This window comes from Actinomyces gaoshouyii (assembly GCF_002072175.1).
GTDB classification, from domain to species: domain Bacteria; phylum Actinomycetota; class Actinomycetes; order Actinomycetales; family Actinomycetaceae; genus Actinomyces; species Actinomyces gaoshouyii.
Map to the genome: position 1 here is coordinate 313,960 of NZ_MVIV01000002.1, position 21,392 is coordinate 335,351.

A 21,392-nucleotide genomic window follows, 5' to 3' on the forward strand; every position below is an offset into this window, starting at 1 on the left:
CTTTGCTTCTCAGAGTTCGATGCTGGGTGGACTGAGGCTTCGCTCAGCGGTTCTTGCGCTGCTTCTTGGCCTGGGCCTTGCGCTTGGCGGCCGCCTGCTGGCGGGCGCGGGCCTTGCGCTCGTAACGGCGCCTGGCGATCTCCTGCTCGGTGAGCCCACCGTGCTTGGCCGAACCCGTCGTCATCGAGGCGTGCGAGTCGTCATCCGACGCGCCGTCCTCCGAGCCCTTCGCGGCGTGGGCCTCCTGGACGGTGGCCGGCAGAGACCTCTTCTGGCGGTTCTTGCGCACGGGCTGAACGCGCTGGCCCCCGGTCCTGCCGGCGGCCTCGGCCTGCGCGGCGCGCTTGGCGGCTTCCTCCTCCTCGAGAGAGGGCAGGCCCTTGGCGGCGCGCTTGGCGTTCTGCTTGGCGCGGTAGTTGCGCTCGGCCTCCGACCCCGGTGCCGGCATTCGGTGGATCGTGTAGAACTGCTGGCCCATGGTCCACAGGTTGGAGACCAGCCAGTAGATGAGCACGCCGATCTGGAAGTTGATGCCCGTGACCGCGAACATGATGGGCATCACCGTCGTCATGATCTTCTGGGTGCGCATCATCGGGTTGTCGTCCGTCTTGGACGAGTCCGGCATGTTCTTGGTGGTGATCTGCGCCATCGTGTACCACTGGCTCACGGACATGGCCAGGATGAGGATGACGGAGACGATCTGGACCGTCAGATCGCCGTCGGCCCGCATGAAGGACGAGGACAGCGGAGCCCCGAGGACAGTGGAGTCCTGCACCTGCTGGGCGAACTCCTGGGTCAGGGGGCCGATGGAGTAATGACCGCTATACCCCTCACCGCTGGCGATGGGCTGGAGGTGGTTGAGGACTCGGAAGAGAGCCCAGAAGATCGGCAACTGCACGATGATGGGCATGCAGGAGGCCAAGGGGTTGGTCCCGTGCTTGCGGTAGAGGGCCATCATCTCCTCCTGCTGCCGCTGGCGGGAGGCGGGGTCCTTCTTGCCCTTGTACTTGTCCTGGAGGGCCTTGAGCTCGGGCTGCATGAGCTGCATGCCACGCTGGGCGCGGATCTGCCGCACGAACAGCGGCATGATGAGCAGGCGGACCACGATCGTCAGGCCGACGATCGACAGCACCCAGGCGATGCCGGCGCCGTCGGGCAGGCCGATCGCGACCAGGGCCTGGTGGATATGGACCATGACCCAGGCGATAGCCACCTTGAGCGGCCAAAGGAACGAGTCCATCTGCACTCCTTGTATGCGTCTGGCGGGAGGGAACCGCCTGCCGGATGATCCAGCGCTCCCCGCTCAGCCCTCCTCGAGCTCGAAGCGGGGGATGTCGTGTGGGTAGTGGTAGCGCCATTGACCGCGGTCAGGCACATGGTCGACGCCGCCCCTGCTCCAGGGATTGCATCTGAGGATCCGCCAGGCCCCCAGCACGAGGCCCTTGAGGGCGCCATGCGTGCCCAGCGCCTCGACGGCGTAGGACGAGCAGCTCGGATAGTAGCGGCACCTGGCAGGGATCACCGGGGAGATCCACCGCTGGTAGGCGTGAACGCAGGCCTTCATGACCTGGGCCAGGGGCGAGGGACGAGTACTGAGCGAGTCGATCATCGCCGTCGTCCTCTTCTCGCAAGATCGCGGCTGCGGGTCAGCGCGCGATCGAGATCGGCACCGAGCTCAGCGCTCGTGGCGCCGTCGGCGGCGGCGAGCCCCCGGATGACGATTCGCGAGCCGGGCTCGACGCCCCCGATCCTCGCCCTCATGAGGGCCCGGATACGACGCTTGATGCGATTGCGGTGCGTGGCCCTGGCCACCTGCTTCTTCGACACCACGACGCCGACGAGTCCGGGAGAGGTGTCCCCGGCCTCATCGGCGCGGTAACGGTAGTAATGGACGACGAGCCTGCGGCTCCCACTGCGCGCACCGCACTGCACCGCGATCGAGAAATCATCCGATCGCAGCATCCGATGCGCGGCCGGGAGCACCTCAGGCAGCGAGACGCGCGCGGCCCTTGCGGCGGCGCGAGGCGAGGACGGCGCGGCCAGCGCGGGTGCTCATGCGCTTGCGGAAGCCGTGCACCTTGGCGCGACGGCGGTTGTTCGGCTGGAAGGTCCGCTTGCTCACGGGGATACTCCTGGTCGGAAACGTGGAACAGCGCGACGCGGGCCGCGGCGCTGTCGCTCGCGGTGGCTGCTCCAGGGTGGGGGGCGTGACTCCACGCGAACGTCCGCACCACAATACGTTTCGGCGCTCTGACGGGTCAAACTCCCGGTAGTGCTCGAGGGTGAGAAACGGGCCACGTCGGCGCAAGGCTCCCCCGCGCGTTAGGCTCGTCGTCTAGATACGTTCATCATCACTCAGGAGAACCACGTGCTCGAGGACGCGGTCACCAAGTGGCATTCGGCTCTCGAGGTCCTCGCGGCCTCGGGCGAGCTCGGCCAGGGCAAGGTGTCCATCATCCGCATGACCCGGGTCATCGACGTCGATGGCACCCTGGTCCTCGTCGCGGGCTCCTCGTTCGCCAAGGACATCATCGACAAGTCCCGCGACCCCATCGGCCGTGCCCTCATGACCGCCTGGGGCAAGGAGGTCCCCTTCGAGGTCATGATCGACACCTCCGGGGACCCTGTGCCCCCGCCGGCGCCGCCCATCGCGCCACCGGTGGTCCACCCCACTGCCATGGCCGATGCCGGATCAGCGCCGTCGACCCTCTCCCCACCATCGGTGCCGTCGGGCGTCCCCCTTGCCCAGCAGATGCCGTCGGCCCTCATGACGGGGCGCACCGACTTCGCGATGGGTGAGAACGGATCCTCGACGGGGAGCACCGGGTCCAATCCCTTCGCCGCCACGGCGCCCGCGGGCTCTGACGGCTCGACCCTCAACCCGCGCTACACCTTCGACGCCTACGTCACCGGCTCCTCCAACCGATTCGCGCACGCGGCGTCGATCGCCGTCGCCGAGGCTCCGGCGCGCGCCTACAATCCCCTGTTCATCTACGGGGGCTCCGGGCTGGGCAAGACCCACCTCCTCCACGCCATCGGCCACTACGCGCGCACGCTCGACCCCACGATGCGAATCAAGTACGTCAACTCCGAGGAGTTCACGGCCGATTTCATCGCCGCCGTGCGCGACAACCGCGACAACGGCAGCCTCGACTCCTTCAAGCGCCGCTACCGCGACGTCGATATCCTGCTCGTTGACGACATCCAGTTCCTGGCGGACAAGGAGCAGACCCTCGAGGAGTTCTTCCACACCTTCAACGCCCTCCACTCCGCGGGCAAGCAGGTGGTCCTCACCGCGGACCAGCCGCCCAAGGCCATGAACAACCTTGACGAGCGCCTGCGCTCGCGCTTCGAGTGGGGCCTGCTCGCCGACGTCCAACCGCCGGATCTCGAGACCCGCATGGCGATCCTCTCGCTCAAGGCTCGGGCCGAGGGACTCGACCTGCCCATGGACGTCCTGGAGTACATCGCCTCCCGGGTGACCACCAATATCCGCGAGCTCGAGGGCGCCCTTATCCGGGTGACCGCCTTCGCCTCGCTCAATCAGCAGACGATCGACCAGACCCTGGCCGAAATGGTCCTGCGGGACATCATCTCCGACCCCGCCAGCGAGGAGATCACCACCCCCCTCATCATGGCGCAGACGGCGGACTACTTCGGCATCACCGTGGACGACCTGTGCAGCGCCAACCGCTCGCGCCTCATCGTCCACGCGCGCCACATCGCCATGTACCTGTGCCGCGAGCTCACCGATCTCTCCCTGCCCAAGATCGGCCGGGAGTTCGGCGGACGCGACCACACCACCGTCATGAGCGCGGACAAGAAGATCCGCCAGCAGATGGCCGAGCGCCGCTCCACCTTCAATCAGGTCACCGAGATGACCAGCCGCATCAAGCAGGCGGCCCTGGAGCAGAACTGATCTCTCGCCGAGACCGGTCGAAAATAGGAGCGAGACCGGTCCTCCATCCACAGACCCGCATGTGAAACGGAGCGCTGGCGCCGTCACCGCACCCTCCGAACCGGTTTCGATCATCATTTCGACCGGTCTCGGATATAGGGGGTATGCCAACGACCATGAGGCCTATGTGACTCATGTGATTCGTGGGATGTTTGATCATTGATCCACGCCTGTGGACAGACCTGTGGACAACATCACCGACGCGGTGGACGCCGAGCCCCGGTCTGTGGCGCTCATCGGGTCTCGCTGTGAGCCGGCCCTGATCGCTGCTGCGCCCCTCCACCCCTGCCATGCCCCAGGGCACCGAACCACTCCTTTGTCATTCCACACCCCCACCGGCGCCCAGCCAGCGCGGAAGTGCGTTTCCCACAGGATCCACACCTCCTACAACACCTACCAACTCACTACACCGACCCGAATCGCATGACCGGCCAACGAGGTGCCCGGCCCCCCAGCCCGAGCGCCTCCGGCCATGCGACGTGCGACCGACGCAGCAGGCGCCTCGTGCGCCAGGCGCAAACCGTCTACACTCGCCGATGTTGTTTGTCCGCACTCTCCTCAGGGGGCCACAGTGAAGCTCAGGGTCGACCGCGATGTCCTCGCGGAGGCTGTCACCTGGACAGCCCGCTCCGTTCCCGCCCGCCCGCCCGTGCCCGTCCTGGCCGGCGTGCGGCTGGAAGCCTCCGGATCGACACTCGTCCTGGCCTCCTTCGACTATGAGGTCTCCGCCCACTGCGAGGTGCCGGCCGACATCGAGACCGAGGGCGTCGTCCTCGTCTCCGGCCGCCTACTGGCGGACATCGCCAAGGCCCTGCCCGCCAAGCCGGTCGACCTCGAACTCGAGGGCACCAAGGTGATGGTCACCTGCGGCTCCTCACATTTCTCCCTAGCCGCCATGGCCGCCGATGACTACCCGGCACTGCCCCCCATGCCCCAGGCCGCTGGCACGATCGACGCTCACGACCTCGCCCAGGCGGTCGCCCAGGTCTCCATCGCCGCCTCCCGCGACGAGACCCTGCCGCTGCTGACCTCCATCCAGGTCGATGTCCAGGGCGATGCCCTCACCCTCATGGCCACTGACCGCTACCGGCTCGCCGTGCGCGAGATGACCTGGACGCCGTCGGACTCCTCCTTGGAGACCACCGCCCTGCTCAAGGCGCGCACACTGTCCGACGTGGCCAAGTCGCTCACCTCCTCCGGAGACGTCACCCTCGCCCTGTCCGACGGCGGCGGGACCTCCTCGGGCCTTATCGGCTTCGAGGCCGGCGGGCGCCGCACCACGTCCCTGCTCACCGACGGCGACTACCCCCCGGTGCTGCGCCTCTTCCCCGAGCAGACCCTCATCCACGCCACCGTCGGGCGTGAGGAGCTCATGGCCGCGGTGCGGCGCGTCAGCCTCGTCGCCGAGCGTTCCACCCCGATCCACATGTCGTTCACCCAAGGGACCCTTACGCTCGAGGCCGGTCAGAGCGATGACGCCCAGGCCTCCGAGAGCATCGTGGCGCACCTGGAGGGCGAGGACATCGCCACCGCCTTCAACCCCGGCTACCTCCTCGACGGCCTCGGGGCCATCTCCGATCCCTACGTGCGCCTCGACTTCACCCACGCCTCGAAGCCCGCGGTCCTGACCGGCATGAGCGCGATCGGCGGCGAGGAGGACTCCTCCTTCCGCTACCTCATCATGCCGATCCGTTTCGGCGCCTGACCCGGCGCGAGGCCCCAACAACGTTCTCGCGCCGTCCTCGCGCACCGCTGTGTACGTCTCCGACCTGGCACTCGACGACTTCAGGTCCTATCGGCACCTCGTGGTGGGCCTGGAACCGGGCATCAGCGCGTTCATCGGCCCCAACGGGCAGGGCAAGACCAACCTCGTCGAGGCGATCGCCTACCTGTCCACGCTGAGCAGCCATCGCGTGGGCGCTGATCGGGCCCTCGTGCGGCGCGCGGATGACGGCGAGCAGCCCGGTGGCGCCGTCGTGCGGGCCAAGGTGGTCCACGGCGAGCGCCCCAGCGTCATCGAGATCGAGATCATCGCGGGCAGGGCCAACCGCGCCCGCCTCAATCGCGGTGCCTGCCGGCCGCGGGACCTCGCCGGGATACTGCGCACCGTCGTCTTCGCGCCCGAGGACCTCGCCCTCGTGCGCGACGAGCCCGGGGTGCGACGCCGCTTCCTCGACGATCTCGCCGTCATGCTGCGCCCCGCCCTCGCCGGGGTGCGCCTCGAGCACGACAAGATCCTCGCCCAGCGCGCGAGCCTCCTGCGCTCGGCGCGCGCCCACCGGGGCCGGGGCGCCTCCTCCTCCATCGAATCGATGATGTCCACCCTGGAGGTCTGGGACGCCCAGCTCGCCGCCGCTGCTTCACGGCTCATCGCCGCGCGCATCGAGGTGGTCCAGCGCCTGCGTCCCTGGGTCGAGTCCTGTTATGAGGCCGTCTCCGACAATCAGTCCGAGGCGCGCCTCGCGTACCGCTCCAGCCTCCTGGCCCATGAGGGCGCCATCGACCCCGAGCCCGGACCGGCGTGGGAGGAGGCGCTGACCGCCGAGAGCGGACTCGCCGATGCCGCGGCGGTGTCCGCCCGTCTGGAGTCGGCGATGGGCGGGCTCCACGCCCGTGAGATCGAGCGCGGCGCCAACCTCGTGGGCGCCCACCGCGACGACCTCTCCCTCTTCTTGGGCTCCCTGCCCGCCAAGGGCTTCGCCTCCCACGGCGAGCAATGGTCGCTGGCGCTGGCACTGCGCCTGGCTTCCTACGAGATGCTCCGGCACGACGTCGATGCCTACGGGGGCGACGGCGAGCCGGTCCTCATCCTCGACGATGTGTTCGCCTCACTCGATGACGGGCGCCGCGCCGCCCTGGCCGCCATGGTGGCCGGCGCTCAGCAGGTGCTGGTCACGGCCGCCGTCGACGCCGACGTGCCGGAGGGCCTGGCCGGAGTGCGATTCCGCGTGGCTGGATCGGAGGTGACCCGTGACTGAGCCCGCACGGGAGGCCGGAAACCAGGACGGACACCACCTCGGGGGAAGCGGGACCGGCTCCGCCGGGGACGGCGCGAGCCTCGCCTCGCGAGCCCTGTCCCGCGTGCGGGCCTCCGCATTCGAGCGCGGCCAGATGCGCGCCCCTGCGCGCTCCAGCGGGCGCGCGGGGGCGGATGATCCTGCGCCGTGGGACGCTCCCCGGCACCGCGTCGGCATCGACGGTGGCCGGGGCGGTGATCCCGGGAGCGAGGACTGGACGAATCGCGCGCCCGGGTTGGCCGCCGATCGCGGCCGTCCCGGCCCCAGCCGTTTCGACCCGCGAACCGCGAAGAAAGACCTCGCCCGCATGGTCGAACGCAAGGGGTGGGCGGGGATGCTCGCAGTGGCCGGCATCGCCGCCCGCTGGGAGGAGATCGTCGGCCGGTCCATCGCCGAGCACTCGCGCGTGGAGTCCTTTGAACCCGGCAGGATCACCATCAGGGCCTCATCCTCCAGCTGGGCGCAGCAGTTGCGGCTCATGATGCCCACGATCGCGCGGCGCATCAGTGAGGAGGCGGGTGGCGCTGCCGTCGATGTCCACGTGCTGGGGCCGGCCGGACCCACCTGGCGCCATGGCCGCTTCCCCGTGCGGGGCGGGCGCGGTCCCCGTGATACCTACGGATGAGCGCCGCAGGGGCTGCCACGATCGCGCCCCGGGGCCCTTGCCCCAGGGCCACTCGGCACGCCCCACCTCCGAGGGTGACGCCCGGCACGCTCCGCTAGGCCCCCTGAGGTCGGGCTCAGGAACGGTTTCGCGATAAGATCGCCTCGGACAAGCCCATGTCGCGTCGAAGGCGTTGATGGCGCTGACACGTACCCCTCCCCACGGAGGGACCCCGCCTCCCAGGAGAGCCCTGTGAGAGCGGAATGCCGACGACCGTCCCGGCGACGCGGCGGGGCCACCGCCGCGCACCGCCCGGCCCGCCCGCACTGCGGGCGCGAGAACTGAGGAGCAGCAAACACGTGCCCGACCAGGACGCCTCTGAGAACTCTGTGCCCGAATCCAGCTCCGCCGGTGTGGCATCGCCCCAGGTGGAAACCCACCCGGCGACGCCCGCCTCGCCCGCGACTGCGGGATCCGCGGACTACGGCGCTTCCGACATCACGGTCCTGGAGGGACTGGAGGCCGTGCGCAAGCGTCCGGGCATGTACATCGGCTCCACCGGCGAGCGGGGCCTGCACCACCTCGTCTACGAGGTCGTCGACAACTCCGTCGACGAGGCCCTGGCCGGCTACTGCGATCACATCGAGGTCACGATCCTCGCCGATGGCGGGGTGCGCGTCGTCGACAACGGCCGCGGCATCCCCGTGGACATCCACCCCACCGAGGGCAGGCCCACCGTCGAGGTCGTCATGACGATCCTCCACGCCGGCGGCAAGTTCGGCGGCGGCGGCTATGCCGTCTCCGGCGGCCTGCACGGCGTGGGTATCAGCGTCGTCAACGCCCTGTCGACCCGTGTGGATACCGAGATCCGCCGTCAGGGATACGTATGGCGCATGTCCTTCGCCGACGGCGGCCGTCCCATCACCGAGCTCGTCAGGGGTGAGGAGACCGACGCCACCGGCACAACGCAGACCTTCTACCCCGACCCTGAGATCTTCGAGACGGTCGACTTCGACTACGAGACGCTGCGCCGACGCTTCCAGCAGATGGCCTTCCTCAACAGGGGGCTGCGGATCACGCTGAGGGACGAGCGCCCCAGTGCCGTCGAGGAGGGTGACGAGATCGCCGGGGACGAGGTCAAACCGAGCGATGAGGCTCCGGTGCCCGTCAAGGGGCACCGCTCCGACACCTTCTGCTACGAGAACGGGCTGCGCGATTACGTCGCCTTCCTCAACAAGTCCAAGAAGGTTGAGCTCGTCCATCCCGAGATCATCGACTTCGAGGCCGAGACCGTCCTCGAGGGCGCCCGGGCCATCAGCCTCGAGATCGCCATGCAGTGGACGAGCGCCTACTCCGAGTCCGTCCACACCTACGCCAACACCATCAACACTACCGAGGGCGGTACTCATGAGGAGGGCTTCCGCACCGCGCTGACCACCCTGGTCAACAAGTACGCCCGGGACAAGGGCCTGCTCAAGGACAAGGATGACAACCTCACCGGTGATGACATCCGCGAGGGCCTCACCGCCGTCATCTCCGTCAAGCTCTCCGAGCCGCAGTTCGAGGGCCAGACGAAGACCAAGCTCGGCAACACCGAGGCGCGCACCTTCGTCCTGCAGACCGTCAACGCCAAGCTCGGCGATTGGCTCGACTCCCACCCCGCGGACGCCAAGTCCGTCATCTCCAAGGCCCTCCAGGCGGCGGCCGCCCGGGTGGCCGCCCGCAAGGCCCGTGAGGCCACGCGCCGCAAGGGCGTCCTGGAATCCGCCTCCATGCCCGGCAAACTGCGCGACTGCTCGAGCCGCGACGCCGCCGACTGCGAGATCTTCATCGTCGAGGGGGACTCCGCGGGAGGCTCCGCCGTGGGCGGGCGCGATCCCGAGCACCAGGCCATCATGCCGATCCGCGGCAAGATCCTGAACGTGGAGAAGGCCCGCCTGGACCGCGCGCTGTCATCCGACACGATCCGTAGCCTCATCACTGCCTTCGGCACCGGTATCGGCGAAGACTTCGATCTTGCCAAGCTGCGCTACGGCAAGATCGTCATCATGGCCGACGCCGATGTCGACGGCCAGCACATCGCCACCCTCCTGCTCACACTCCTGTTCCGCTACATGCGTCCCCTCATCGAGCATGGGCACACCTATATCGCGATGCCGCCCTTGTACCGCCTCAAGTGGTCCAATGCGGACCACGAGTTCGCCTACTCCGACGCCGAGCGCGACAAGCTCCTCGCCGCGGGCGCTGACGCCGGTCACCGCCTGCCCAAGGAAGGAGGCATCCAGCGCTACAAGGGACTGGGCGAGATGAACGATCACGAGCTGTGGGAGACCACCATGGACCCCTCCTCCCGCATCCTCAAGCAGGTCACCCTCGATGAGGCCGCGAACGCCGATGAGACCTTCGCGATCCTCATGGGTGACGACGTCGAGCAGCGCCGCTCCTTCATCCAGCGCAACGCGACCGACGTCCGCTTCCTCGATATCTGATCGCCGCGGCCGGCGCCCCGCGCGCCGCCGTCGGCCCCACGCCACCGCCCGGCAGGGCACTCAAGGCACTGAAGGACACTGAAGGATCCACGTGAGCGACGAGACCACCACCCCCACCGACGTCCGCGGGCACGACCGCATCCAGCCGGTCGACCTCCAGATGGAGATGCAGCGCTCCTACCTGGACTATGCGATGAGCGTCATCGTCGGGCGCGCCCTGCCGGATGTGCGCGACGGCCTCAAGCCCGTCCACCGCCGCGTCCTGTACGCCATGTACGACGGCGGCTACCGACCCAACTCCTCCTTCTCCAAGTCCTCCCGCGTGGTGGGCGAGGTGATGGGGAACTACCACCCCCACGGTGACGCCGCCATCTACGACGCCCTCGCGCGCCTCGTGCAGTGGTGGTCCCTGCGCTACCCGCTTGTGGCCGGGCAGGGTAACTTCGGCACCCCCGGCAACCTGGGGCCGGCAGCTCCCAGGTACACCGAGTGCAAGATGGCCCCGCTGGCCATGGAGATGGTCCGGGACATCGACGAGGAGAGCGTCGACTTCCAGGACAACTACGACGGTAGGAACCAGGAGCCGGTCATCCTGCCGGCCCGATTCCCCAACCTGCTCGTCAATGGCTCCGAGGGCATCGCGGTGGGCATGGCCACCCGCATCCCCCCGCACAACCTGCGCGAGGTCGCCCGCGGCGTCCAGTGGTTCCTCGACCACCCCGACGCCACTCGAGAGGAGCTCCTCGAGGCTCTTCTCGAGATCATCCCCGGTCCCGACTTCCCCACGGGCGCCACCATCCTGGGCCGGCGCGGCATCGAGGACGCCTACCGCACCGGGCGCGGCTCCATCACCCAGCGGGCCGTCGTCAACGTCGAGGAGATCCAGGGCCGCCAGTGCCTCGTCGTCACCGAGCTGCCCTACCAGGTCAACCCCGACAACCTCGCTGACAAGATCGCCCAGCTCGTGCGCGACGGGCAGGTCGGCGGGATCGCCGACATCCGCGACGAGACCTCCGGACGCACCGGTCAGCGCCTCGTCATCGTCCTCAAGCGCGACGCCGTCGCCAAAGTGGTCCTCAACAACCTCTACAAGCGCACCCCGCTGCAGGACAACTTCCCCGCCAACATGCTCGCCCTGGTGGACGGGGTGCCCCGCACGCTCAGCATCGACGGCTTTGTGCGCCACTGGGTGGACCACCAGATCGACGTCATCGTTCGACGCTCCCGCTACCGCCTGCGCAAGGCCGAGGAGCGCCTCCACATCCTGGAGGGCCTGCTCAAGGCCATCGACGCCCTCGACGCCGTCATCGCCCTCATCCGGCGCTCGCCGACAACCGAGGAGGCCCGCACCGGCCTCATGGGGCTGCTCGGCGTCGATGAGGCCCAGGCCGAGGCGATCCTGTCCCTCCAGTTGCGCCGCCTGGCCGCCCTGGAGCGCCTCAAGATCCAGACCGAGGCCGAGGACCTGCAGGCCAAGGTCGCCGATCTGCGCGACATCATCGCCTCCCCGCAGCGCCAGCGCGACATCGTCTCCAACGAGCTCGCGGAGATCGTCGACAAGTTCGGCGACGAGCGCCGCACGAGGATCGTCCCCTTCGACGGCGAGATGAGCATGGAGGACCTCATCCCCGAGGAGGACGTCGTCGTCACCATCACCCGCTCCGGCTACGCCAAGCGCACCCGCACCGACGCCTACCGCTCCCAGCACCGCGGCGGCAAGGGCGTGCGCGGCGCCGCCCTGCGCGAGGACGACGTCGTCCAGCACTTCGGGGTGACCACCACGCACCGCTGGCTGCTGTTCTTCACCAACCTCGGCCGGGTCTACCGCGCCAAGGCCTACGAGCTGCCCGAGGGCGGGCGCGACTCCAAGGGCCAGCACGTGGCCAACCTGCTCGCCTTCCAGCCGGGCGAGGAGATCGCCCAGGTCATGGAGCTCGGCGCCTACGACCAGGCCGACTACCTCGTGCTGGCCACGCGCCGCGGCCTGGTGAAGAAGACCCGCCTGTCCGAGTACGACTCCAACCGCTCGGGCGGCATCATCGCCATCAACCTGCGCGATGACGAGGACGGCAACCCCGATGAGCTCATCTCCGCCTCGCTCCTGTCGGCCGGCCAGGACCTACTGCTCGTCTCTCGCCACGGCCAGTCCCTGCGCTTCCACGCCGATGACTCCACCCTGCGCCCCACTGGGCGCGCCACGAGCGGCGTAACAGGGATGCGCTTCCGGGAGGGGGACTGTCTGCTCGCCATGGGCGTCATCGACCCCTCCTGGGAGAACGCCGACCTGTTCGTCGTCACCGAGGGCGGCTTCGCCAAGCGCACGAACGTGCGCGAATACCCGGTCAAGGGGCGCGGCGGTCTGGGTGTCAAGGTCGCCAATCTCGTCGAGGAGCGCGGCGACCTCGTGGGCGCGCTCGTCACCGTTCCCACCGATGAGGTGATGTGCATCATGGCCTCTGGCAAGGTGGTTCGCTCCGCCATCGCCGAGGTCTCCGTGACCGGCCGCGCCACACAGGGCGTGACCTTCGCGAAGCCGGACGACGGCGATCGCATTATCGCGGTGGCCCGCAATGCCGAGCACGACCTCGATGCCGATGACTCTGCACAGGCCCCCGCCGACGCGGTAGCGTTGAGCGAGGACGAGAGTGAGGACCAATGAGCCAGCCCGACGCCGCCCAGCCCATGAACGCATCCATCACAACGAACCCGCCCGCGGCCGGCGCGGCTGGCACCGGCAAGGGCGCCAAGCAGCCCGCGCTCGGCAGCCCCCGCCGCGTGCGGCTCGTGATCAATCGAGTCGACCCCTGGTCCGTTCTCAAGGTGTCCCTGCTGCTCAACGTGGCGATCGGCATCATGATGGTGGTCGGCGCGGCCATCGTGTGGTTCATGCTCGACTCGCTGCACGTGTTCTCCCAGATCCAGGACCTCGTGGGCTCCGTCGTCGAGACGCAGTCCAATGCCTTCACCGGCGTCGTGGAGTACATGAAGTTCTCCCGGGCCATTTCGATGTCCACGATCATCGCGGTCGTCAACCTCATCCTGAGCACCGCCCTGTGCACGCTTGCGGCCCTCATCTATAACGTCATCGCCTCTCTCGTGGGAGGGATTCATCTCACACTGGCGGATGACTGACCGATTTGGTCCTCCCAGACCCGATGAGATAATCTCGTCCGGTCTCAAGGGCCTATAGCTCAGTTGGTTAGAGCGCATCCCTGATAAGGATGAGGTCGCTGGTTCGAGTCCAGCTAGGCCCACGGCACCGCAGCGCGACGGCGAGGAGGCTCCACATGAGGAACCGGACGGCCCTGACCGCTGCGGTTTTCTCGTGCATGGGCGCGATCGCCTACGCGGCCTGGCTCACGTACGAGGCCGCTCGCAAGGAGCAGACCGCCTGGGTCGAGGTCACGGACCCGGTCGAGGAGATCTGACCCTTCCCCGAGGGGCCATGGCGCAATTGGTAGCGCACCTGCTTTGCAAGCAGGGGGTTACGGGTTCGAGTCCCGTTGGCTCCACTCCTGTCGTCCGCGATGGCGCGGCGCGCCGGGTCCTCCAGCAGGCGATGGCTGGTTCAGCGACTCCCGCCGGGACTCCGATGGCCCCGCCGCCCCACCGCGCCCGGAATCCCGCTGACGAATGGGACGTCATGGCATGGGAGGCGACTTCGCTGGACCTGTTGGAGACGGCGTTGATCGCCCCGTCCCGCAGAGGCGCGATGGCCCGCTGCCGATAGGACACGGCGGCCTCGGGGCGCGCCAGCAGCTCGTGGGCGATCCGGATGATGACCGGCCGAGGGTGCTTGCCCACAGGCTGCGAAGAGACTCGGCCGCTAGCCCTGTGGAGACCTGTGGACAGTCAAGCGACTGCAATTCCGGGCTTTCCCCACTTGGGGACAGCTCTGTGGAAAACCACAGCGCTGTTCTTCCACATGGTTATCCCCAGCTGTGGATGAACCACACTGATGTGATTCGTTGGCGAGAAGTTCCTCAGAGGCTCGCCAGGCGCAGCGCCACGAGGCTCACCAGTGCCAGCGCCACGGCGACGGTGCCAGCCGCCGAGAGTGCTCCCCGGCGCTCGCGGGGCGCCCAGGCGTAGACCGCGGCGACAACGCCTCCGGTAATGAGCCCTCCCAGGTGCCCCTGCCAGGAGATCCCAGCGGCGGTGAAGGAGAAGACCAGGTTGAGCACGAGGATCCCTACGATGCTCGTGGTGTCCCGTCCGAAGCGCCGCTGGATGACGAACATGGCGGCGAACAGGCCGAAGACCGCACCGGAGGCTCCCACCGTCGCGGTGCGCCAGTCCGGTGACCCCGGCGAGGACAGCCAGTACACCGCCGTCGATCCGCCCAGGGCGCTCAGCGCCATGAGCGCGCTGTAGCGCCAGCGGCCGAGCAGGGGCTCAAGGGCCTCGCCCAGCACCCACAGGGCCCACATGTTGAAGGCCAGGTGCATGATCGAGCCGTGCAGGAGAGCGCTGGTCAGCAGGCGCCACGGCTCAGCGCCCACGAAGGCCGGCACGAGTGCGAGCTCCCTGATCACGTTCAGCCCCATCCCCGTCGAGGCGGGGAGCTTCTGGGCGATGAAGACAGCGGCGCACACGGCGATGAGCGCCTTGGTGATGAGCGTGGAGCCGTCGGAGAGCCGCCCGCCGAGCGCCGTCGTCGGGACCCGGCGCCCGGCGCTGGCGCGAGCGGTGCAGTCCACGCAGTGCACGCCGACGGCGCTGGGCACCTGGCAGGTGGGACACACCGGGCGGCCGCAGCGCTGGCAGCGCACATAGGCCACCCGATCGGGGTGGCGCGGGCAGACCGGTGCGCCTGGGGTACCCGGGCCGCCCGCCGCCGTCACTGGACGACGCTCACCGAGGTGATGGTGACGTCCTTGAGGGGACGGTCCGTGCTGTCCGTCGGCGTCGCCGAGATCGCGTCCACCACGGCCTTCGACTCGTCGTCGGCGACGGCTCCGAAGATCGTGTGCTTGCCGTTCAGCCAGGCCGTGGGAGCGGTGGTGATGAAGAACTGCGAGCCGTTGGTGCCCTTGCCCATGTGACGGCCGGCATTGGCCATGGCCAGGACGTAGGGGGCGTCGAAGGTGAGACTCGGGTCGATCTCGTCGTCGAAGGTGTAGCCGGGGCCGCCGCGGCCGGTGCCCAGCGGGTCACCGCCCTGGATCATGAAGTTCGGGATGACCCGGTGGAAGACGACGTTCTCATACAGGGGCGCGTTGGAGCCCTCACCAGTGCGCGGATCCGTCCAGGTCCGCGACCCGGTGGCGAGCCCGACGAAGTTCTCAACGGTCACGGGCGCCTGCTCCGGGAAGAGGGACAGGCGGATATCTCCGAGGGTGGTGTGAAGAGTCGCTTCCATGGACTCATCGTCCCATGGGCGGGCGGTCGGGGCTCTCTCCGCTCACGGGTGGCGGGGCGTGTTCACCCCAGGCAAAACGCTGCCATCAAGAGCACCCGCCCGGGCGAGATACAGTGCCATCATGGGTCCCAGTTCGCCTCACGCCGCCCTGGCATCCCGCGACACGACCATTTGAACGCCCCCAGGAGGAGAGCGCCATGCCTTGCAAGACCGCCGACAAGAGGATCGACTCCGACCACCTCCGTCAGGAGGCCGCCAACCTCGCCGAGGCCATCGCCGAGCGGGCCGAGCGCGCCGCCGAGTGGGCCGCCCCGCGCGTCGCGCGCGCCGGGGAGAATGTCTCGCGCGCGGCCAAGGAGGCGCAGACGCGCATCGAGCCCGCTTACAGCGAGGCCCGCGCCCGCGTCGTCGACGACTACCTGCCGCGCGCCCAGCGCGCCGCCGAGGCCGCCCGCGCCGCGATCGCCGAGGCCCCGGCGCCCGTCGTCGCCCCCAAGAAGCGCCGCTGCCGCCGCGGCCTCAAGGTTCTCACCTGGACCACCGTGGTCACCGCCGCCGCCGGTGCCGCCTACATCGCCTGGCGCCGCAGCCAGCCCGTCGAGGACCCGTGGGCCGAGGAGTACTGGGCCGACTCCACCGAGGAGGGCGCCGAGGCCATTGAAGAGCCCACCGGGGCCTGAGCCCACCGGCTGATCGCGCCCGTGACCGCATGACGACGGCGCCCCCGACCTGACATGGTGGGGGCGCCGTCATCGATCATCGCCCGGGTGCGGTGCTGGCCGCAGGGTCGGCGAGGCCCTCGCGGGGGTCTACTTCCAGCGCAGCAGGCCGAGGAAGCCGACCATCATAATGATGAAGCCGATGTAGAGGTTCCCATTGGACAGCCAGTCGGCGGCGTGGTGGCTGAGGAAGTACGGCAGTGGGTACTTCCCCTTGAACAGGTAGGTCACCACGACCCACAGGAGCCCGATGACCATGAGCGCGACCATCGACGGCGCGTACCAGCTGGGGCTGCCGGTGCGCACTACCTTCTGGGGCACGCGGGACACGCGATTGGCCGCTGCGCGCGACTCCTCCTCGGCGGCCTTCGCCGCCTTGGCCGGGTTACCGGAGCGCTTGACGCTGCGCTTCGCGTCATCATCAGATTTCTTGAGCTTGTTCAGCAGGGCCACGCGGGCCTCCTCCTAGCATGACGAGCCTGGGGAAGGGCTCGTGTGCGGGTACTAAAACGCTCCTAGCCTAGGGCATGGGCGGCGGCGAGCGAGAGATGGGACTGTGATCACGCTTGCCCCTACAGGCAGGGACGACGCCCTAGACTGGCGGCCGAGCGGCGGGCAGGCTATCAGTCCCGCCACAACCCTGGGGAAAGTCCTGCGGAAGACGGAGTGCGGATGACCACCATGAGGCACGGCGGCGCGGCGGCGCGCAAGAAGCACTCGGCACTCGACATCATGATCACCGGTGTCGGCGAGATCCTCATCACCGTGGGCCTCGTCATCGTCCTCTTCCTCACCTGGCAGCTGTGGTGGACGAGCCTGGACGCCCAGGAGGAGGCCGCCGCCACGCGCTACGCCTTCGAGAGCCAGCAGGTCGACTCCCCCAAGACCGAGGGCATCAAGCACTATGACGCCCCGCCCGCCTTCACCCCCGTCGGCAACGGGGAGACCATCGGCATGCTCATCGTCCCCAAGTGGTACGGCAAGACGAACAACAACATGCCCATCCTGGAGGGCACCGCCGCGGACATCCTCGACTCCGCCGTCGCCGGCCACTATCCCGAGACCCAGCAGGTGGGCGATATCGGCAACTTCGCCCTCGCCGGCCACCGGCGCACCTCCGGCAACTCCTTCCGGCGCATCGATCTCCTCGAGTCCGGCGACGAGGTGGTGGTGGCCACTAAGGACACCTGGTACGTCTACACCGTCACCGAGCACGAGATCGTGGCCCCGAGCGTCGTCGAGGTCATCGCGCCGGTGCCCCACCACCCCGAGATCGCGGCCACCGATCGCATGCTCACCCTGACCACCTGCCACTCGCTGACAGTCGGCGAGTGGGGCAATGACCACCGGTGGATCACCTACGCGAAGTTCTCCTACTGGATGCCCCGCTCCGAGGGCCGCCCGGCCTCGGTCCTCAACGACCTGGAGGTCAACTGATGTACGGATTGATCTGGCGCCGCCTGCCCGGACCGGTGTGGCTGCGCCTCATTGAGGCACTCGTCCTCGCTGCACTCGTGGTCCTCGGGTTGTTCGAGTTCGTCTTCCCGTGGGCCAACGAGACCTTCCACCTCTCTGGCGAGGCCACCGTATGACCGAGCATCCGCCCTCGGCCTCGCGCCCCGCCGCCCTATAGCCCCTCCTTACATGCGAGACCGGTCGATATCAGGATCGAGACCGGTTCGGAAGGAGTGGGTGGTAGCGCTGTCGGGGCGCGTGTTCAGCAAGGATGGCGGCGTTATCCACCGGAGTCGCGCTTTCAACGCACCCTTCGGTGCTCACGGCACCGGTGCGCGCAGCACCCGTCGACGAGGACGATGCTCGGCGGGAGGGCGGCCGGTTCGCAATCTCGCCGTACTGATCGACCGGTCTCGGTGCCGTTTTCGACCGGTCTCGGCGATAAGGAGGGGGTCAGCCGCCGGTTGGGGACGTGGTTTGGGTCGATGAAGGCTTCCCGCTCGGCTTCGGGGCGGGCGTTGTTGGCGCGGGCTGGTAGTCGAACCTCTTGTAGTCGATGGTGATCTGGGAACCGGCCTCCACCGAGCTGCCCGGCGCGGGCGAGGTCCCCGTGACCTCGCTGCTGTCCTTCTTGGCCTGGTCGGAGGTCTTCTCCGTGGTCGGACTGTTGACATTATAGGTCAGGCCCGCGTCCTGAAGGGCCGACTGCGCCTGCTCCAGCGTCATGCCCTTGACATCGGGAACGGTGACCCGGCCGGTGGACAGCACGAGCGAGACAGTGGTGCCGCGCTGCACGGAGGTCCGTGCCACCGGATCAGTGCGGATAACCTTGTCCTTGCCCACTTCCGCGGAGTCCTCCGAGGTGGAGGTTCCCACCTTCAGACCCGCCTTCTCCAGGGCCTCGCGCGCCTCCTCCTGGGTCTTGCCGGAGACATCGGGGACATCCACCATGGCCGTGCCGAGCGAGTACTGAACTGTCACCGTGGAGCCGGGAGCCGCATCCGTGCCCGCAGCGGGGTCGGTGGATGCCGCGCGGCCCGAGGGAATCGTGTCAGAGGCGACGTCGTCGCCCTTGGCGTAGACCAGGCCGACGGACTCGATCGCCGCCTTGGCCTCCTGCTCCGATTTGCCCGTGACATCCGGGACGGCGACGGTGGTCGGCGTCGGCGAGGCGGTCGGCTTGGGATCGGCCCCGCCGAGGATCCCCGAGCTGACCGCCCATACGCCCAACCCGGCCGCGACGAGGAGCGCCGCGATGAGCAGCCATAGGCCGAGACGGTTCTTGGACTCGCGCTGGTCATCCTCCTCGACGGGCATGGGCAGGGGCTGGCGGGCCGCAGGGGGCGGCGGGGCGGGCGTCTCGGGGTGAGCGGGGCTGAAGGCGTCGGCCTGCTGCGGGAGCGTTGTCGTCGGAGCGGCGGCCCAGGCGGAGGCCGCGGGCGCGGACACGGCACTGCCCCGCTGCGCGGCCAGGAGGTCGGTGCGCATGTGGGCGGCATCCCCGTAGCGGTCATCGCGGCGCTTGGCCAACGCCTTGAGGACCACCCGGTCGATCGCCTCCGGGATATCGGCGGCAATCGACGACGGCGGCTTGGGCACCTCCCGCACATGCTGGTAGGCGATGGCCACAGCGGAGTCGCCTGTGAACGGCGGTTGGCCGGTGAGGAGCTCGTAGAGGAGACAGCCGGTGGAGTAGAGGTCCGAGCGGGCGTCCACGACCTCCCCGCGGGCCTGCTCGGGGGACAGGTACTGGGCGGTCCCGACGACGGCGTGCTGCTGGGTGACGGTCGCCGCGGAGTCCTCGATGGCGCGGGCGATGCCGAAATCCATGACCTTCACCGCGCCGGTGGAGGTGATCATGATGTTCCCGGGCTTGATGTCCCGGTGGACGATGCCGGCGTGGTGGGAGTACTCCAGGGCGTCGAGCACGCCGGTGACGATCTCGACCGCTTCGGGGATCGGGACGGCCTCGCCGTCGCCCAGGAGCTCGCGGACCGTATGGCCCTCCACGTACTCCATGACGATATACGGGACGGTGCGGCTCGTCCCGTCCGGCTGGACGAGGGCCTCCTCGCCGGAGTCGTAGACGGCGACGATCGAGGGATGGTTGAGCGCGGCGGCGGATTGGGCCTCGCGCTGGAAGCGGGTCTGGAACGTGGAGTCGCTGGCCAGGTCCGAGCGCAGGAGCTTGATGGCGATGACGCGGTTGAGGCGCCGGTCGTACCCGAGGTGCACCTCCGCCATGCCACCACGGCCGATGAGGTCACGGATCTCGTAGCGTCCGGCCAGGATCGCGGGGAACGTGTCGGTCACGGTGCCTCCTTGACTGAGGTGACGGGCACTGGGGCGGGGAAGCCGGAGGCCTGCGCGATCAACTCTGAGCCTGCTTCGCTCAGGGCTCCGGCGGTGGTGGGCGGTTGAGGGGCGGCGTCCGTCGTGCCCGGTTGCGCTGAGGCTAGGGTACTCATGAGCGCCACGACGGCGGCAATGAGGATGAGCACTGCTCCGGCGAGCATGAGCAGAGCTGAGACGGACAGGCTGCTCAGGAGCGGCAGGCCGAGGCGGCCCCGACCCGAGCTGCGGCGGGGGCGACGAGCATCACGCGCACGGTGGGACACCGGCAGGGCCCGCATGCGCGAGCCGTGCGTGCTCCGGCGGGCGCTGTGGATCTCGGGTCGGCGCTCGGGCCAGCGTTCGGGCGCTGTCTCGACGATCGCGGCGGCCCACTCCGCGGCACTTGCCGACGCTCGCGGGCGCTCGGCAGCCTTCGATGGCTTCGAGGACGTCGGCACGGCGCTCTGCCCGTCAGTGGCGGCACTGGCCGGAGAGAAGCTGGAGGACGCGGAAGCCCGGCCTCTGCCCGCTGCGCCGGTGCCGATGGCGCCACCGGCAGTGGGGGCGGCGCCCGACCCCCGGGCCGACCTGCCTGTTGAGGCCCAGGCGAGGCTGTCCTCGGGATCCCAGTGCTCCTCCGGCAGGTGGATGACGATCCGATCGAGGCGCCGGGCGAGCTCGCGAGCCGAGGCAGGCCGATCGGCGGGCTTCTTGGCCAGGAGTTCCATGACGACCTGGCGGACCTCGGGGGGCACGCTCTTGGGCATCGGCGGCACGGGCTCGTTGACATGCGCGAAGGCGATGTCCACCTGAGTGGACCCGGTGAAGGGGCGGCGGCCCACGAGAGCCTCGTAGGCGATGATCCCCAGGGCGTAGAGGTCGCCGGAGGGCTGGGCGGCATTGCCCATGGCCTGCTCGGGCGCCAGGTACTGGGCGGTGCCCATGACCATGCCGGTGGCGGTCATGGGCCGCTGGTGGGGGCCGGTGGAGATCCCGAAGTCGGTGAGCTTGGCCAGGCCCTCCCGGTTGATGAGGATGTTGGAGGGCTTGACATCGCGGTGGACGACGCCGGAGTCGTGGACCACCTGGAGGGCGCGGGCCACCTGCGCGAGGATCGGCAGGATCTCCGCGGGCGCCATCGTGCCCTTCTCCTCCAGGATGTCGGACAGGGCGCGGCCCTGCACGAGCTCCATGATGATCCAGCCCGAGCCCTTGCGCTCCCCGAAGTCCAGGACGACGGCGAGGTTGGGGTGGCGCAGTCCCCGGGAGTTGGCGGCCTCCGCCCTCAGGCGGGACAGAAAGATCTCATCCCCGGTGAGCTCGGGGCGGAGGATCTTGGCGGCGACGATCCGACCTGAGTTGAGATCGGTGGCGCGCCAGACCTCCCCCATGCCGCCCAGGGCGATGCGCTCCAGGAGCTGATAGCGGCCCTGGAGCTCGAGCCCCACCTGTGG

At 68.9% G+C, this 21,392-nt stretch carries 20 protein-coding genes and 2 tRNA genes; 13 read left to right on the forward strand and 9 right to left on the reverse strand.

Annotated features, from left to right (window positions below; genetic code table 11):
- Positions 1-43 precede the first annotated feature (43 nt).
- From yidC to rpmH, 4 genes are all read right to left on the reverse strand, one after another.
- A complete protein-coding gene (gene yidC, locus B1H50_RS03110; protein WP_080462305.1) occupies positions 44-1,240 on the reverse strand; it encodes a membrane protein insertase YidC in 1,197 nt (398 codons plus the stop codon).
- A gap of 63 nt (positions 1,241-1,303) precedes the next feature.
- Complete coding sequence (gene yidD / locus B1H50_RS03115) at positions 1,304-1,609, reverse strand: membrane protein insertion efficiency factor YidD (RefSeq protein ID WP_080462306.1); 306 nt, start codon at positions 1,607-1,609, stop codon at positions 1,304-1,306.
- Positions 1,606-1,983 (reverse strand): ribonuclease P protein component, encoded by a 378-nt coding sequence (rnpA, locus tag B1H50_RS03120; protein WP_080462307.1) that lies wholly within the window; start codon positions 1,981-1,983, stop codon positions 1,606-1,608. Before rnpA ends, yidD begins: the two co-directional genes overlap by 4 nt.
- Before the next feature lies 1 nt (position 1,984).
- Complete coding sequence (gene rpmH, locus B1H50_RS03125; protein WP_017177846.1) at positions 1,985-2,122, reverse strand: 50S ribosomal protein L34; 138 nt, start codon at positions 2,120-2,122, stop codon at positions 1,985-1,987.
- Between the two features lie 246 nt (positions 2,123-2,368).
- Between rpmH and dnaA the strand changes: the two genes are divergently transcribed.
- The 10 genes from dnaA (at position 2,369) to B1H50_RS03170 (ending at position 13,580) form a co-directional block, all read left to right on the forward strand.
- Positions 2,369-3,919: a chromosomal replication initiator protein DnaA gene (gene dnaA / locus B1H50_RS03130; RefSeq protein WP_080462308.1), complete on the forward strand. Its 1,551-nt coding sequence runs from the start codon at positions 2,369-2,371 to the stop codon at positions 3,917-3,919.
- A gap of 610 nt (positions 3,920-4,529) precedes the next feature.
- Complete coding sequence (dnaN, locus tag B1H50_RS03135) at positions 4,530-5,663, forward strand: DNA polymerase III subunit beta (RefSeq protein WP_080462309.1); 1,134 nt, start codon at positions 4,530-4,532, stop codon at positions 5,661-5,663.
- 49 nt (positions 5,664-5,712) lie between these two features.
- Positions 5,713-6,936 (forward strand): DNA replication/repair protein RecF, encoded by a 1,224-nt coding sequence (recF, locus tag B1H50_RS03140; RefSeq protein WP_080462310.1) that lies wholly within the window; start codon positions 5,713-5,715, stop codon positions 6,934-6,936.
- Positions 6,929-7,600: a DciA family protein gene (locus B1H50_RS03145; protein ID WP_188640662.1), complete on the forward strand. Its 672-nt coding sequence runs from the start codon at positions 6,929-6,931 to the stop codon at positions 7,598-7,600. The genes recF and B1H50_RS03145 overlap by 8 nt, the downstream gene beginning before the upstream one ends.
- 407 nt (positions 7,601-8,007) lie before the next feature.
- The gene (gene gyrB / locus B1H50_RS03150; RefSeq protein WP_080462397.1) at positions 8,008-10,068 is read left to right on the forward strand and encodes a DNA topoisomerase (ATP-hydrolyzing) subunit B; all 2,061 of its coding nucleotides are present in this window, start codon (positions 8,008-8,010) and stop codon (positions 10,066-10,068) included.
- Positions 10,069-10,159: 91 nt separating this feature from the next.
- Positions 10,160-12,727, forward strand: a complete 2,568-nt coding sequence (gene gyrA / locus B1H50_RS03155; protein WP_080462311.1) for a DNA gyrase subunit A — start codon at positions 10,160-10,162, stop codon at positions 12,725-12,727.
- Entirely contained in the window at positions 12,724-13,200 is a 477-nt protein-coding gene (locus B1H50_RS03160) for a DUF3566 domain-containing protein (protein WP_080462312.1), read from the forward strand. The genes gyrA and B1H50_RS03160 overlap by 4 nt, the downstream gene beginning before the upstream one ends.
- A gap of 48 nt (positions 13,201-13,248) precedes the next feature.
- Positions 13,249-13,322 (forward strand) — tRNA-Ile (locus B1H50_RS03165).
- Between the two features lie 33 nt (positions 13,323-13,355).
- Positions 13,356-13,496 carry a hypothetical protein gene (locus tag B1H50_RS09800; protein ID WP_164505168.1) on the forward strand — a complete coding sequence of 47 codons (141 nt, stop codon included), beginning with the start codon at positions 13,356-13,358 and terminating at the stop codon, positions 13,494-13,496.
- A gap of 11 nt (positions 13,497-13,507) precedes the next feature.
- Positions 13,508-13,580 (forward strand) — tRNA-Ala (locus tag B1H50_RS03170).
- A 471-nt stretch (positions 13,581-14,051) separates the two neighbouring features.
- Here B1H50_RS03170 and B1H50_RS03175 read toward each other — a convergent pair.
- On the reverse strand, positions 14,052-14,795 hold the full coding sequence (locus B1H50_RS03175) for a rhomboid family intramembrane serine protease (RefSeq protein WP_308421815.1): 744 nt from the start codon (positions 14,793-14,795) through the stop codon (positions 14,052-14,054).
- 113 nt (positions 14,796-14,908) lie between these two features.
- Positions 14,909-15,430, reverse strand: coding sequence for a peptidylprolyl isomerase (locus tag B1H50_RS03180; RefSeq protein WP_080462314.1), 522 nt, complete (start codon positions 15,428-15,430; stop codon positions 14,909-14,911).
- 197 nt (positions 15,431-15,627) lie between these two features.
- Between B1H50_RS03180 and B1H50_RS03185 the strand changes: the two genes are divergently transcribed.
- A complete protein-coding gene (locus B1H50_RS03185) occupies positions 15,628-16,110 on the forward strand; it encodes a hypothetical protein (protein ID WP_080462315.1) in 483 nt (160 codons plus the stop codon).
- A gap of 129 nt (positions 16,111-16,239) precedes the next feature.
- Here the strand turns inward: B1H50_RS03185 and B1H50_RS03190 are convergent, their stop codons facing one another.
- Positions 16,240-16,602 carry a cell division protein CrgA gene (locus tag B1H50_RS03190; protein WP_095532462.1) on the reverse strand — a complete coding sequence of 121 codons (363 nt, stop codon included), beginning with the start codon at positions 16,600-16,602 and terminating at the stop codon, positions 16,240-16,242.
- A 219-nt stretch (positions 16,603-16,821) separates the two neighbouring features.
- On the opposite strand from B1H50_RS03190, the gene B1H50_RS03195 reads away from it, so the two are divergent.
- Both B1H50_RS03195 and B1H50_RS09805 read left to right on the forward strand, forming a co-directional pair.
- The gene (locus B1H50_RS03195) at positions 16,822-17,586 is read left to right on the forward strand and encodes a class E sortase (RefSeq protein WP_188640660.1); all 765 of its coding nucleotides are present in this window, start codon (positions 16,822-16,824) and stop codon (positions 17,584-17,586) included.
- A complete protein-coding gene (locus B1H50_RS09805) occupies positions 17,586-17,741 on the forward strand; it encodes a hypothetical protein (RefSeq protein ID WP_164505169.1) in 156 nt (51 codons plus the stop codon). The genes B1H50_RS03195 and B1H50_RS09805 overlap by 1 nt, the downstream gene beginning before the upstream one ends.
- A gap of 316 nt (positions 17,742-18,057) precedes the next feature.
- On the opposite strand, the gene pknB is transcribed toward B1H50_RS09805, so the two are convergent.
- Positions 18,058-19,917: a Stk1 family PASTA domain-containing Ser/Thr kinase gene (pknB, locus tag B1H50_RS03200; protein ID WP_080462316.1), complete on the reverse strand. Its 1,860-nt coding sequence runs from the start codon at positions 19,915-19,917 to the stop codon at positions 18,058-18,060.
- Positions 19,914-21,386: a serine/threonine-protein kinase gene (locus tag B1H50_RS03205; protein ID WP_229657817.1), complete on the reverse strand. Its 1,473-nt coding sequence runs from the start codon at positions 21,384-21,386 to the stop codon at positions 19,914-19,916. The genes pknB and B1H50_RS03205 overlap by 4 nt, the downstream gene beginning before the upstream one ends.
- Between the last annotated feature and the right edge of the window lie 6 nt (positions 21,387-21,392).